Raw genomic sequence first — 14723 nt, forward strand, 5'->3', positions numbered from 1 at the left:
TTGCTCAATTTTAAGGAGGAAGAAAGATGCCAAAAGAATTAAGAGAGTTATTGAATAAGATTCAGAACAAAAAGGCAGCAGCAAGAGAGTTATTGGCTCAAAAAAAGCTTGAGGAAGCAGAGCAACTTACAAATGAAATTAAGGATTTGCAGAAGGAATTTGATATTGCATCTGCTCTTTATGAAGATGAAAAAAACAATATTCCAACAGACCCTATTCCACAACCTCAAAATAATACAGTAAAACCTGCTGATGCATTTGTTAATGCAATGAAAGCGGCTGTAGGGAAACATAAACTTACAGATGACGAAAAGGAAGTATTAAATGCAACTACAATGACAGAAGGTGTTCCATCCGATGGTGGTTTAACAGTACCAAAGGATATTCGAACAGCTATCAAGGAATTACGTCGTAGTGCTCCAGATGCACTTGAGAATTATGTAAATGTAGAATCTGTATCTACTCTTACTGGTTCTCGTGTTATTGAAGTGGAAGCTGACTACATTCCTTTCGATAATATTGATGAAGCGGCAGACTTTCCAGAAATGGAATCACCAAAATTTGAAGATATTCAATTTGCTGTAAAGAAAAAAGGTGGAATTTTAAAATTCTCTAAAGAATTACTCGCAGATACAGCAGAAAATATTCAAGGATATGTTAGGAAATGGACAGGAAAAAAATCAAAAGCAACTCGTAATGCTCTGATATTAAAAGCAATAAATGATAATTTCGGTACAACAAAGGTTCCGGTTAGTAAGGTAGATGATTTAAAGGACATTTTCAATGTTAAATTGGATACTGCGTTTGAAACAACGGCAATTGCCATCATGAATCAAGATGCTTTTAATTATTTAGATAAACTGAAAGATTCAGATGGTAAGTACATTTTACAACCAGATCCAACAATGGCGACGAAGAAACTGTTATTTGGCAAGTATCCAATTGTTGTATTAAGTAATAAGACGCTAAAAACAGATAGTAAAACAAAGAAAGTACCGATGTATTTTGGTGATTTAAAAGAAGCGATAACTGTTTTTGATAGAGAAGCATTATTTATTGAATTCTCTGAGCAAGCATTAGATTTATGGGGGAAAGATTTAGTTGGTATGAAAGTTAGAGAGCGCTTAGATGTTAAACCAGTTGATAAAAAAGCGTTAGTAGTGGGAGAGCTTATATTAGCAGAACAAACACAAGCATAAGAGGGGACATCCCCTCTTTTTTAGGAGGGGTTTCATGTTAATAGATTTAAAGTTGGCAAAAAAATGGCTGAGATTAGAAGAAGAGGATACAGAAGAAGATGATATCTTAGAGCTTTTAATTGATAATGCCGAGATATATGTAAAAGGATCTGTAGGTAAGCATTACAATGCTACTGAGGATAACCGAAAACAAGCGCAAAAAATCGCATTAGTTTTAATCACAAATTGGTATGAAAATCGTGATTTTTCTGGTCAAGTAGATGAAAAAGTACGATATACCATTAAGAGTATGGTATTGCAACTTCAATTAAGCGAGGAAACAGCATGAATCCAGGAAAAAGAGATAAAAGAATTATGATCGAACATAAAACTGAAAGGAAAGACGATGAGGGAAACGCGCTACCAGCAGGATGGGAAGTCTTTTCTAAAGCGTGGGCGAAGGCTGAAACTCCCGTAGGTTCAGGGTTTAATTCTGAAGTTTTTAAGGGAAATGCAGAATTTGTTATTAAGTTAATAAATTTTACAATTCCGTACAGAAAAGGTGTTCATTCTGATATGCGCGTGAAATATAAAGGGAAGCTTTTTCAAATTAAATCAGTGATCGATATTGATGAAAAACACAAAGATATGTGTTTAATCTGTGAGGAGCGATCTAATTGGCAGAATTAGAGGTCTTCGGTATAGAAGAATGGATTCGTGAATTAGAAAATTTAGGACAGGATGTCCCCAAAATTACAAAAGAATCATTAAAAGCTGGTGCAAGGGTATTTAAAGAAAAGTTGGAATTTAATTCTCCAGTTGGCCCCGAACCTAATAAACCAACGCTAAAACAATCGTGGTGGGATGGTAAACACGCAAAGAACGCTATTGAAGAAGGAAAGGTTGTAAAAAAAGGTGGTTCTTATTTCATTGAAGTTGGATGGGATAAAGCGGATCGCTCTCCTCACTTTTATATGAAGTTTCAAAACTGGGGGACTAGTAAAAATCCAAATCCACCACATAAAGGTTTTGCAGAAAAGACTTTAATTCAAAGTGAAAAAGAGGTCTTGAAAGTTATGGAAATAGAATTTATGCGTAGAGTGACAGGCCGATGAAAAATTTTAATAAGGAAATATTTGATGTTTTACGTACAGATGTAGTTATTAAATCTGAGTTAGGTGGAGAATTCATATATCAATTTGTCAAAGGAAATGACAAAACAGATATATGGATTACATTTTCAGAGTTAAATAGTTCTCCTGGGCTATATGCAGAGAATGAGGAAAAAACCACTAACGTTATGTATCAGGTTGATATATGGTCAATGGCACCAATCAAAACACAATTAAAAAGTGCAGTTCAGGCAGCTATGAAAAAACTGTCTTTTCAGCGTTTAAGCACGTATCCAGATTATGAAATGGATACAAAAATTTATCGATATGGTTTTCGTTTTGTAACGGAAATTATTAATTAAGGAGGAAAATGAAATATGGCAATGACAATAGATTTTAGAGATTTACATTATGCGGTTTTAAATGAAACATCAGATGGTAAATTTAATTATTCTGCACCAAAACGAATCGGTAAAACAGTTAGTGGTAAAGCATCACCTAAAGCGGAATCAGTAACTTTTTATGCTGAAGGTGGACCAGCAGCAACAGCTAGTGCATTTGGCGGAACAGAAATTGAATTAGAAGTTGATACATTACCTTTATCTGTTTATGCCGAATTGTTAGGTAAAAAGGTTGTAAAAGGTCAAGTTGTAGACAATACAAGTGATGTTCCTCCTTATGTAGCATTGCTATATCGTTTACCATACGACAACGGAAAAAATCTATATGTATGTTATTACAAAATGAAGTTTGAACTTCCAAGTGATGAACATAAAACAGCAGAAGACAAACCAACATTCCAAAGCGCAAAAATTAAAGGTAAGGCGATTCAACGTTCGGACGGTAACTGGAGACATCGATTAGATGAAGAGGAAGAAGGACACGATGCAGCAGTTGCAGCGAAGTGGTTTAAAGAAGTACCAGCTCCACCAATAGAAACGGCCCCACCAAGTGGGAAGTAATTAAGAAAAGGGATGGCGAAATGCCGTCCCTATTTTTATTAAGGAGGAAACAGATTATGAAAATCACATTACAAAATGCAGAAGGTAAAAAAGATTTCTATTTACCACAATTTATCCCAGGTTCAGCTACTTTTGAAGCGTCAACATTAGCTGATGAATTACAAGCGGAGTTAGTACCAAAAGAAACAATTGAAAGAGCCGCTAATTTTGTTGCCAGTGTGTACGGAAATCAATTTACAGCACAGGAATTTGTGGATGGCACTCATGTCTGGTTTTTAAGTCTTACTATTCATTCGGTTTGTTTAACGATTATGGGACGCTTAAATGATGCGATTAAGGTAATGGAAACGGTAGAAGATGCGAAAAAAAAGTTAATGGCACAACTAGAAATGAAACCGACGGAGGAAAAATCAAATATAGCGAAGCTGTAATTGATATCTATAACATATTGATGGATGCAGGTATGACACAAAATCAAATCAATGAAATGGATATTGCGTTTTACTTTACCTGTTTAGCGAGAAAACAAAAAGCAAATCGAGTGACAACAGCAGATAAAGTACCAATGTGGTTGTAAAGGTAGGTGAGAATTTGAATGGCACTAGGAGATAATACAATTGGTGGTCGTGTCCGTTTGGATACAGATCAATTCGAAAATGGGATTGCGGGCATTAATAGAAGTCTGAAAAGAATAGATGCTGAATTTCGTAACACGTCTGAGCAGTTACGTGGCGTTGGTTCTGAGATGGATCAATTGCAAAATAAGTCAAACCATCTAAATCAAAAGATTGAAGCGCAAACGCAAAAAATGAAGCATTATGAGCAAGCTTTGAGGACTTCGCAACAAAAACAACAAGAAATGCGCCAAAAATGTGAGCAGTTAGCTACATCTATGCAACAATTAGAACAAGAGATACAGCAAAGTACTCAGGCATACGGGAAAAATGCTCAAGAAACAAAAGATTTGCAAGCTCAATATAATCAATTACAGCAAGAATACAAGCAAGGCACACAAGCTTTACAAAGATTAACCGCTCAAGTTTCTAGAAATGATACAGCATTTAATAATGCTTCAGCAGCTTTACATCGTTATCGTAATGAGCTTGGTGATACGGAAGAAAGAATAGAGCAATTGGGTAACGTTTCTGGAAGATTACGCGAGCGTATGAACGAAGTTGGAAGCACAATGCAAGAAACTGGTACTAAAGTAAGCCAAGGATTTGGTGCAGCAGCAGTTGGTGTGGCGGCTGGTGTTGGAGCTTTAGTTGTAAATGCAAGCCAATTTGAAGAAGCGAACAAGAAGGTACAGTCTGGTTTAGGATTAACTAGGGAAGAGAGTTTAAAAGTTAGCGCCGTAGCCAAAGAAGTATGGCGCGAAGGTTATGGGGAAGATTTAGCTAGTGTCAGTGATTCTTTAGTTAAAGTAAAGCGCAATATTAAGGATATTAATGATGATGATACTTTAAAACAAGTAACTCGTGATAGTGAAATCTTAGCGGAAACAATGGAATCAGATGTAAACGAGGTAACTCGTGGTGCAGCCCAATTAATGGGACGCTTTGGTTTGTCTGGCCAACAAGCATTTGATTTATTAGCACAAGGTTCTGTAAAGGGTTTAAACTACTCAAATGAGCTATTTGATAATTTAAGTGAGTATGGTCCTTTGTTCCACGAAATGGGATTTAGCGCTGATGAAATGTTCACAATTCTCATTAACGGTTCGAAAAATGGCGCATATAACTTGGATTATGTGAATGACGTTGTAAAAGAATTTGGTATTCGTGTAAAAGATGGTAGTAAGTCCACAACAGAAGCAATGGGTCAAATGAGTAAAGAAACGCAAAAAGTTTGGAAAGCGATGCTAGAGGGAAAAGCGACTTCCAAAGATGTTTTTAATGCTGTTTTAAATGAGTTACGAACAACGGATGATCAAATTAAAGTGAATCAGTTAGGCGTTGCACTTTTCGGAGTGAAATGGGAAGACCTAGAAGCTACTACTATGTTATCTCTAAACAATATGGAAACTGGTTTAGGAAACTATAGTGGTGCAATGAATAAAATGGTTGACGGTTACGACACAAGCGCAAAGCAATGGAAATCTGTAACTAGAGAACTACAAATTGCTCTAGAACCACTTGGTAAGGTGATTTTAGATATCGCTAAACAAGCGATTCCTGAATTGAAAGAATCTGTGAAGGGTGTCGCTGATTGGTTCAACGGGTTAGATGATAGCTCTAAAAAAGTATATGGGACAGCATTATTACTAGCTCCGGCAGTTATGGGAGTAGTTAGTGCACTTGGGTTCCTTTCTTTTGGTATTGGTGCAATTATAGCGAATCCAATTGTCGCAACAATTGGTGGAGTTGTAATTGGACTTGGTGCATTAGGTTTTGCTTTCGTAGATGCTGGGAAAAAGGCACAAAAAGCAGAAGAGGACAGTAGGCGCTTTGGTGATGGTGTAAGTGAAGGTACGAAAAAAGCTCTTGAAGGATATGTGAATTTAAAAGAGCAGGCTTTTAAAACATTAGATGAAATACCAACAATGACAGGGGAAAAGGCTAAAGAGGCTGTGCAACGAGCACATGACGAATTTGGTAAGTTAGCAGACGAAGCAATCCAAGCGATCAATAAAGATAGAGGCAAGTTACAAGCTCATTTAGATAGTTGGTTTGCTGGTGAAACTGATTCCGCAGTATTAAGAGCAAAAGATAAAATTGTTAACGATCAAATGGAAGTATTTAAGGCACAAGAAGAAGCAGTTATTAAGGCAAATGAGAAAATTCAAAGCTTACTTACACAATATAATGGACAAATATATAAGATGACTGCTGCTGATAAGTCAGTATTTCTTACAGCTTTAAAAGCTATTGATGCAGAGGTTGGAAAAGCAGCTTCAAAAAATGTGGATGAGATTCAAAAAATAGGTAAAGCAATGGATAATTTCAACAAAAATACTTCTGTTGAGACAATCCAAGGTAAAGTAAAAGAGCTAGGTTCAGAGTATACGAAATTAACAAATGAATTAGATAAAGCAAGACAAAAAGAAATAGAGTTTGCGAAAAGCAAAATAGCTGATACTAAAGGGCAAGAAATTGCGATAGCTCAAATTAACAAAAAATACTCTGAGCAATCTGTATTGATAACAAAAGGGTATGAGCAACAACTTCAACAAGCGCAAAAAGTGTTAGAATCCAAAGGTGTTGAGATGGATTTAACAACAGGTATTACGAAGGCTGAAACTGAGAAAATTAAAATTCAGGGCCGAGGATTCGGAGAGTACGTTAAGAATTCCGAAATCATTGAAAGCAAAAATGAGAATCTATTCAAGCGACTTCAAGATAGAGCTTCAAAAGAAGCTGATCTGAGAAAGAAAAGTGCTGATGAAGTAAAAACATATGGAGAGTCATTAATTGCAAATTCCAATATCGTTTATGATAATCTTTTTCAGTCAACTCGTGAAAAATCTATTGAAGTTGCAAATGATATTGCGAAAACATTTGAAGATGGAAGTAAAACGATTGATTTAGGAGAGCAAGGTTGGGTTGCAGTAGAAGAGTTTGTTGATGGAATTAAATCTGGTAAGTATAAGGTTCAAGATGTAGCAATTGCAATTATAAATACTATGCGGTCAGAAATGGGTAATAAACCATTGACACCGGAAGGTATTAAAGTTATGACTTCATTTACCGATGGTTTTAAACAGATGAATATTGGGGAGGTCGCATCTAAGTTAAACTTAGATTTAAAGAAAAACCTTGATATAGATTTAGGACCACTTGGGAAAATGAAGACTACACAATTTGTAAATGGATTACACGAGGGCACAGTAGGTATTGACGCTGTGTTTATTTTTTTTCAACAACAGTTATCTAAATTAACAGCAGCAGATTTAGCAAAAGACGGCAATCGTATAATGGCTACGTTGAAAAATGGTATGGAAACAGGGTTTATTAATGTACAAGACGTTCTCAATACATTGGGAGTTAATATTGAAGATAAGACGAAGTACAACTTAGGGCCGAATGGAGAAGTGACAATTGCGTCTCTTGTTCAAGGCTTACAAAATGGGAAATTTAATATAGATCAGGCGCTCGAAGTTATTAGACAAATGGTTGTACAAAAAACGAATATTGATGCAACCGCGCAAGGAGCTGCCATTCCGCAAACATCAGCAGATGGAATTCGTCAAAATAGTGGCCAACCTGTGCAAGCTGCCCAGGAAATCAAGCAATCTATAGAGCAGACACTTGGCTCTACAACAGACGGAAATGGTGGAGCATCTTCCACTATATTAATGAATCGGATTATGGCCCAAAATAAGCCTAGTATTATCGGAGAAGCTACGAGTATTAAACAAGGTGTAGAACAACAATTAGGAAGCACAACTGATAATAATGGTGGTAATAACTCAACTTCTATGATGTTCAATAACATTATGAATAATAAGGGTAATGTGAATGGAGCGGCATTAGGGGTAAAACAAAGTGTAGAAGGAACATTAGGAAGCACGACTGACGGTAATGGTGGAGCATTATTGACTAATCTCATGCAGAATAAGATTCTCGGTAACAAAGGGAATGTTGTAGGTGCGGCCACTAACGTAAAACAAGGTGTTGAAGGTACTCTAGGTAGTGCAACTGATGGAGGGGGCGGAGATAAAGCTGGTAATAAGTTTGTTAACGATTTAGGATCAAAACGTGGAGCGGCACAAGGGAGTGGAGCGAATGTTGCTGGTGGAGGTTTGAATGGACTTGGGTCCATTATTGCCAATTCCGTGGGGCTTGCATTCGCACAAGGTTTCGCAATTGGTATGGATGGGGCTTTTAACCAAGTGAGGGCGAAGGCAGCATCGTTAGCCAGTACAGCATTTAACGCGTTAACTGCTACGCTTAATGTAAACTCACCATCTAAGCTTACAAGGGATAAAGGTGGTATGCCATTCGGTGAAGGTTTTGCATTAGGTATTCAAAAGTCGGCTCCTATGGCTGAAAAAGAAAGTAAAGAAATGGGTAACAAAGCAAATGCAGCTCTGGTAAATGAATTGAAATTAAATAGTGAATCCAATAAGTTGAGATTCTCTGGTGTTCGTATGGCACAGGGAATTGCGATAGGTATTAAAAGCCAATATTCTGTTGTACGAGATGCATTGCAAGATACAGTAACAGGAGCTATGGATAGTATTCGTTCTATAAAACCAGAAGAAATATTTAGTTTCCAAGGTGATGATCCATTAACAAAGTATTTTAATGCGATCTTTGTCGATGGAGATTGGCAAAACGATTGGATTACACATATTCCAGAAAATATGCGTGATATGGTAAGAGAAATTGGACGTCAAATGGAACGGTTCGAGGGACTTTCAAGTCAAGATGTGGGGAGTCTTTCCAGATGGAGAGAAGTGTTATCTGATAATCCTAATGTTATTCAATATAGACCTGACAATGATAATCCGGATAAGCAACCATATACAAAGTCAGGACCAACATATATAGAAATTCCCGTCATACTGGAAGGAAGGGAAATAGCACGTGTGAGCCATCCGTATGTAACTGAATATCAAAATAGAGCACAAGCAAGAAACTCAATCTTTTAGATTTGGGTTTCTTTTCTTTTGTATAAAAGGAGAGAGACGATGAGTTCCTTTGAATTTAATGGAGAACGAAAAAGTTATATTCATATTGAAAGAGGGTGGAATCCTCCAACATGGGCACCTTTAAGGAGGAATTTTCTGAAAACCCCCGGATATCCGGGCGCAAGGTTATTAAGTACAGATACCGAAACCCGTCCTCTCCCTGTACCTGTGGGGATTATTGTTCCAAATGGGACGAATTTGGAAACGTTAAAAGAAGAAATAGCGGATTGGCTTATTACTGAAAATCCAGCAGAACTGATTTTTGATGTAATGCCTGATAGAACATATATGGCAGTTATAGATGAAGATTTTGATATTGATAAATTTGTGGATATCGGACAAGGCACTTTGAAATTTATTTGTCCAATGCCGTATAAGTTAGGAAATGAGCAAACGGTTGATTTTAAAAATGATGGCCGAGGGTTAATTGCTAATGTTAAAAACAAAGGCTCTGTGCATTCAAATCCGATTATTGAAATTGATATTAAAAAACCAAACACTTTTTTAGATGTATGGTTTGAAGATAAATATTCAAAGGAACCAGATTATTTCCGTATTGGAGTGCCATTAAAAATGGAACAATTGCCTTTAGAAAGAAATCAACGTCTTATATGGGATGATATGTCCACTACTGTAGGGTGGAGTAAGGTTAGTTCTATGGAAGATGGTAATCCAGTTGGTGAAATGAAAACAGATAGTTACCAATTCTATTGTTCGGACTATGGTTCGAGTAATGGATGGCATGGCGCATCTGTTAAAAAGAGTATTCCTGGTGGGCCAGTACAAGATTTTATTATGCAAGCCCACGTTACATGTAAAAGTAAAAAGATCAATGAAATGGGACGAGTTGAGATAGCGATACTCGATGAAAACAGCAAAGTTCTTTCAAAAATTGCCATGAATGACCTCTATTGGCAAGCTGAACAAAATTTTGGAACGATGGTAATTGGATATGACAATAAGCCTGGAAAAACAGGTTTGATTTATGAGAGTGGTGATTATCCGAATACATGGAATCAGTATTATGGTAGGTTGTGGATCGCTAGAACCGGTAATGATTGGGAGGCTTATATTTCAAAATTTCTTCCTGGAACAGAAAAGGATGATTCAGAACGCTTTGCAAGATGGACCGATAAAGACAATAAACATATGGAAAAAGCAGCTCAAATACAGATTAGTATCATGCAGTGGCAAGATGTTCCGCCAGTAGAAGCGATGTCAGTTTCTGATTTGAAATTTTGGAAAGTGAATTTAAATAATCAAAATACACCGCCTTATATATTCGATGTTGGTGACAAAGTCGTGATTGATACAGAAAGCAGTCATGTCAGTATTGAAGGGAAAAATGCTATTAACATAAAAGATATTTTTAGTAATTTTCCTGTTATCAATAAAGGTACTAATAAACTTGAAATTATGCCATCCGATATAGGAACAGCAAAGGTTAAATATAGGGAGCGATTTAGATGAGAACACCAAGTGGGATACTTCATGTTGTTGATTTCAAAACAGATCAGATTATATCAGTCATTCAACCAAAGGACTACTGGGAAGATAAACGTCATTGGGAAATTAAGAATAACATTGATACGCTAGATTTCAAAACTTTTGACGGCACTCCACATGCAATTACATTACAACAACAGAACTTGGTTTTAAAGGAAGTACGAGATGGTCGAATTGTTCCGTATGTTATTAACAATGAAGTAGAAAAAGATTCAAATGATAGATCATTAACTGTGCATTCGTCTGGTGCCTGGGTTCAAATAGCCAAAGATGGGTTCATTAAACCACAACGCATTGAGAGCGAAACAGTTAATACGTTTATTGATATTGCTCTTGCGGATTCGAAATGGAAACGTGGAAAAACGGATTATTCTTCATTCCATACGATGACTATTGATGAATTTATAGATCCGCTCACTTTTTTAAAGAAAATCGCTACTTTGTTTGAGTTAGAAATCCAATATCGTGTCGAAGTAGTAGGTTCTCAAATTACTGGCTGGTATGTCGATATGATAAAAAAACGTGGTCAAGAAACGGGAAAAGAAGTAGTGCTAGAAAAAGATTTAGTTGGTGTTAGACGTATTGAGCACTCAAGGGATATTTGTACAGCACTTGTCGGTTTTGTACGAGGTGAAGGTGATAAACCTATTACAATCGAAACCATTAATAACGGACTTCCTTACATTGTTGATAATGATGCGTTCCAACGGTGGAATGCACACGGAAAGCATAAATTTGGATTTTATACGCCAGAAACAGAACAAGATATAACTCCAGAGCGTTTAATGACTCTTATGAAAACAGAGTTAGCAAAACGTGTGAATACCTTTATTTCTTATGAAGTTCAAGCGCAAAGTATCGGTCGTATATTTGGACTAGCTCACGAATTGATAAATGAAGGTGATACAATCCGAATTAAAGATACTGGATTTACACCTAAACTGTATTTAGAAGCTCGTGTTATTGCTGGTGATGAATCATTTACGGACCCTACACAAGATAAATATGTGTTTGGTGATTATCGCGAAATTACGGATCCAAACGAAGAACTACGAAAAATTTACAATCGAATCTTAGGGTCATTAGGCAATAAACAAGAACTGATAGATCAGTTAGATAAATTAGTGAAAGATGCAAATGAAACAGCTAGTAATGCTAAGAAAGAATCAGAAGCAGCGAAAACACTCGCTGAAAAAGTTCAAGAAAATCTAAAAAATAATACCGTAAATATCATTGAATCTAAGCAGTCGCCCACAGAGAATCTTCAAATTGGTAAAACGATATGGAGAGATATTAGTAACGGTAAACCTGGTATCTTAAAAGTGTGGAACGGAAAAGATTGGGAGCTTCTTATTCCTGATGTGGAATCAATTAAAAAGGATACACTGGAGCAGGTTAATAAGGATATTCAGGTCACAAAAGAAGAATTAAATAAGAAAGTGGAAGAAGCTCAAAGCGAAACCAATGGACAATTTAATAAAGTAACAGAAAGCCTTCAAGAAGTTACGAGAACTATCTCTTCTGTACAAAATTCACAGGGTGAAATTGATAAAAAAGTTACTAGCTTGCAACAGACTGACGAAAGATTCACTAAATCAATTGAAGCATTAACACGAGAAAATGGTGAAATCAACAATAAATTAAATACAGTGGAAGATACTGTTGAAGGTACAAAACAAACTATTGCCGATATGAAGCAAACAACAAACGATTTAACAAAAACAACAAATGAAATAAAGAGTACGGCCACTTCAAATAAGCAGACCATTGAACAATTACAAACCGATATGAGTAACATTTCTGTAGGTTCAATTAATCTAGCAAGTGATTCAGAATCAGGATTAAATAAACAAAACATGACGGGAGCATGGTCAGAGAGTAAGCAAATGACTCTTTCCGATAAGGTTAATTACAGAAACAAAACAATCACAATCTCCTTCTTATTCACTGGAAAGATGACAAAACTCAATACAAATCCTTGGTTTGGCGTGGAAACGGCAATAACTTATACAGACGGAGAGCAAGAGTGGAAATCTGTACGTGCAGACTCACAATTAAAGATTAATGTAGATTATAAGGACGAGCCTCTAACTGTTACATTCAAAACAAAAGATAAGGATGTAACTCAAATTAGGTTTTATTACTCTGGACGCAATATTGATGGTAATTTACATTCACATCATGCGAAATTGGAAGAGGGGAACATAAGAACTACATGGCAGCCTGCTAATGATGAAGTTACTTCTAAAGCAATATTCACGAAAAAAACAACCGAGATTGAGCAAAGTGTGACGGGAATCAAAGAAACCATAACAGATGTAGAAAATAATCAGAGTGGATTTGATAAACGTGTAACAGCAGTAGAGAAAACCGCGGATAGTATTTCACAAAGCGTCGGTAAAGTGCAAGAAATACAAACTCAGCAAGGGAAGACACTGAATGAGGCTACTTCAAAGATAGAACAACATAGTAAGGCATTGGAAATGCAGCTAAAAATAAAAGATGTTGAAGATTATGTTGGTGGAATCGGTAATCAAACTGTATTACGGAATGTTCTTTGGAAGAATGACACAAAATATTGGATTCTTCAATCAGGCACAACAAGAGATACAAACGTTTTATATAAGGGTTGCAATACACTTCGTACAATCTCCACGGGAAATACAGCAGACGTATACAGAGGAGCTTCACATGAACTTATAAATGCTGGACCTGGTTGGAATTACGTTTTTTCCGCATATTTTTATACTGATAATAAATCTAGTATTGATAGTGGCGCGAAAATGGAACTGAAATGTTTAGATGCAAATGGAAATGTGTTAAAACAATACGGACAAGAGATTACGTTAACACAAGGAATGTGGGTAAGACATCATGTGTTTGGTCTACTAGTAGAAGGAACGAAAAAAGTACAAGTACAATACTGGCTGCGTAGAAATGGAAGACTGTGGACAGCGCAACCTATGTTACAGATCGGCGATAAACCTTCTTCATTTATGGAGAACCCTGTTGATATTGTAGATAAAGATAAAATCATGGAAGAGTTGGCCGATAAGATAGCAACTGAAGATTACACTAAAAAAGTTACAGAATTAGAAAGAAGTATTAGTGCTAATGAAAAGGGCGTTTCAATCATCTCTGGAAAACAAGAAACGTTTATAAATGAGACTTATAAAGCTTATGTAACGAAAACAGAATCTAGGTTAGAAGTGTTAGATGAAGGGATATTAGCACAAATTTTAAAAGACGGTATCATTACTTCTATCAATATGTCACCTGGTAAGATTACAATCGATGCTGAGAAACTGAATATCAATGCCGATACAATGGTGAAATGGTTAACTGCAAAAGGTATTGATACGAATCTTATTAGAATTGACGGTGATAAGATAACCATTGATAAAGATGGTGTAACTGTTAAAATGCTAGACTTCCTATTCCAAGATGAATGGGGAACAAAAACAACCGCGGTATCAAGACGAAACCTAATAGCAGATCCAGACTTTTCTAGTGTTACAAAGAAAAACATTGGCCATTCAGATTATTATGGGTTTGAAGGTGGATATGGTCTTACTTGGAAATCGTGGGGCAATGTAGTAATAGAAAAGAATACACATATATTCGATTACGAGCAAATGGTGAATGCTGCAAGGGTAGATATGTATAACTATCCAGAAGCAATCGTGAATAATGGTATACATCCTGGTAACGAATATACAGCATCCGCACACTTTAGAACTGCCATGATAAATGGCGTGCGAAAGACAGGAAAACCGAGAATACACGTGTGTTGCGTTAAATTCCGAGACAACGTTAGTTACGACATATTGAGTGAACAAAAGATGGACTTTCCTGAGCCGTCTACATTTTACGGAGAGATCAGAAGGTATTCTTTTACTTTCAAAGTCCCGACAAACTATATTCCACAAGAACACGCATTGATTATTAAAGTTTGTTCTGGAAATGCTGACATGAGACAAGGGACAGCGATTTGTGTAAGTGGTGTAACGTTATACAGTGGCAAATATGCATCTATGTATAATTGGGATCGTGCTGCAGCAGAAAGAGCAGATGGTATTCAGCCGTTTAACGCACTTGCTGTAGGTGGTGTGAATAATAATATATCTCCAGCACCAGACGGACAAACGTTTGATATAAGTACTGAAAAAGAAGTTAAAATCTTTAGGAATATACGAGCAATGCAGGGAGTTAACTTAGGTGGCGGTGGATTCCAACAATGGGGGCATATTCGTTTTACAGACGGTAATGCTGGAGCAGGTTTTTATGTGAGTACTCCAAGCGGTTGGAAATTTAACGCACTTGGATAGAAAGG

Annotated in this window: 10 protein-coding genes; all 10 read left to right on the top strand. The window is 36.5% G+C overall.

Features of this window, described 5'->3' with window-relative positions:
* Positions 1–26 precede the first annotated feature (26 nt).
* The 10 genes from JFU02_RS21235 to JFU02_RS21280 all read left to right on the top strand — a co-directional run bounded on the left by JFU02_RS21235 (position 27) and on the right by JFU02_RS21280 (position 14718).
* Positions 27–1199 (top strand): phage major capsid protein, encoded by a 1173-nt coding sequence (locus JFU02_RS21235; protein WP_201071604.1) that lies wholly within the window; start codon positions 27–29, stop codon positions 1197–1199.
* 34 nt (positions 1200–1233) lie between these two features.
* Positions 1234–1527, top strand: a complete 294-nt coding sequence (locus tag JFU02_RS21240) for a head-tail connector protein (protein WP_086390528.1) — start codon at positions 1234–1236, stop codon at positions 1525–1527.
* A complete protein-coding gene (locus JFU02_RS21245) occupies positions 1524–1868 on the top strand; it encodes a phage head closure protein (protein WP_001068032.1) in 345 nt (114 codons plus the stop codon). Before JFU02_RS21240 ends, JFU02_RS21245 begins: the two co-directional genes overlap by 4 nt.
* Positions 1856–2293 carry an HK97-gp10 family putative phage morphogenesis protein gene (locus JFU02_RS21250; protein WP_201071606.1) on the top strand — a complete coding sequence of 146 codons (438 nt, stop codon included), beginning with the start codon at positions 1856–1858 and terminating at the stop codon, positions 2291–2293. The genes JFU02_RS21245 and JFU02_RS21250 overlap by 13 nt, the downstream gene beginning before the upstream one ends.
* On the top strand, positions 2290–2652 hold the full coding sequence (gene gp17 / locus JFU02_RS21255; RefSeq protein WP_000787877.1) for a tail completion protein gp17: 363 nt from the start codon (positions 2290–2292) through the stop codon (positions 2650–2652). The genes JFU02_RS21250 and gp17 overlap by 4 nt, the downstream gene beginning before the upstream one ends.
* Positions 2653–2667: 15 nt before the next feature.
* Complete coding sequence (locus JFU02_RS21260; protein WP_001251819.1) at positions 2668–3252, top strand: major tail protein; 585 nt, start codon at positions 2668–2670, stop codon at positions 3250–3252.
* Between the two features lie 56 nt (positions 3253–3308).
* On the top strand, positions 3309–3683 hold the full coding sequence (gpG, locus tag JFU02_RS21265; protein ID WP_000705181.1) for a phage tail assembly chaperone G: 375 nt from the start codon (positions 3309–3311) through the stop codon (positions 3681–3683).
* A 164-nt stretch (positions 3684–3847) separates the two neighbouring features.
* Positions 3848–8845, top strand: a complete 4998-nt coding sequence (locus JFU02_RS21270; RefSeq protein ID WP_201071608.1) for a phage tail tape measure protein — start codon at positions 3848–3850, stop codon at positions 8843–8845.
* Positions 8846–8884: 39 nt separating this feature from the next.
* Positions 8885–10354, top strand: coding sequence for a distal tail protein Dit (locus tag JFU02_RS21275; protein WP_201071611.1), 1470 nt, complete (start codon positions 8885–8887; stop codon positions 10352–10354).
* The gene (locus tag JFU02_RS21280; RefSeq protein WP_201071614.1) at positions 10351–14718 is read left to right on the top strand and encodes a phage tail spike protein; all 4368 of its coding nucleotides are present in this window, start codon (positions 10351–10353) and stop codon (positions 14716–14718) included. Before JFU02_RS21275 ends, JFU02_RS21280 begins: the two co-directional genes overlap by 4 nt.
* Positions 14719–14723: the final 5 nt, after the last annotated feature.

This window comes from Bacillus sp. TH13, assembly GCF_016651175.1.
GTDB lineage: Bacteria > Bacillota > Bacilli > Bacillales > Bacillaceae_G > Bacillus_A > Bacillus_A thuringiensis_S.

Excerpts from the sequence above, each read along its gene's own strand:
- JFU02_RS21235 (WP_201071604.1), top strand. The coding sequence starts at position 27 with ATGCCAAAAGAATTAAGAGAGTTATTGAATAAGATTCAGAACAAAAAG.
- JFU02_RS21240 (WP_086390528.1), top strand. The coding sequence starts at position 1,234 with ATGTTAATAGATTTAAAGTTGGCAAAAAAATGGCTGAGATTAGAAGAA.
- JFU02_RS21245 (WP_001068032.1), top strand. The coding sequence starts at position 1,524 with ATGAATCCAGGAAAAAGAGATAAAAGAATTATGATCGAACATAAAACT.
- gp17 (WP_000787877.1), top strand. The coding sequence starts at position 2,290 with ATGAAAAATTTTAATAAGGAAATATTTGATGTTTTACGTACAGATGTA.
- JFU02_RS21260 (WP_001251819.1), top strand. The coding sequence starts at position 2,668 with ATGGCAATGACAATAGATTTTAGAGATTTACATTATGCGGTTTTAAAT.
- gpG (WP_000705181.1), top strand. The coding sequence starts at position 3,309 with ATGAAAATCACATTACAAAATGCAGAAGGTAAAAAAGATTTCTATTTA.
- JFU02_RS21270 (WP_201071608.1), top strand. The coding sequence starts at position 3,848 with ATGGCACTAGGAGATAATACAATTGGTGGTCGTGTCCGTTTGGATACA.
- JFU02_RS21275 (WP_201071611.1), top strand. The coding sequence starts at position 8,885 with ATGAGTTCCTTTGAATTTAATGGAGAACGAAAAAGTTATATTCATATT.
- JFU02_RS21280 (WP_201071614.1), top strand. The coding sequence starts at position 10,351 with ATGAGAACACCAAGTGGGATACTTCATGTTGTTGATTTCAAAACAGAT.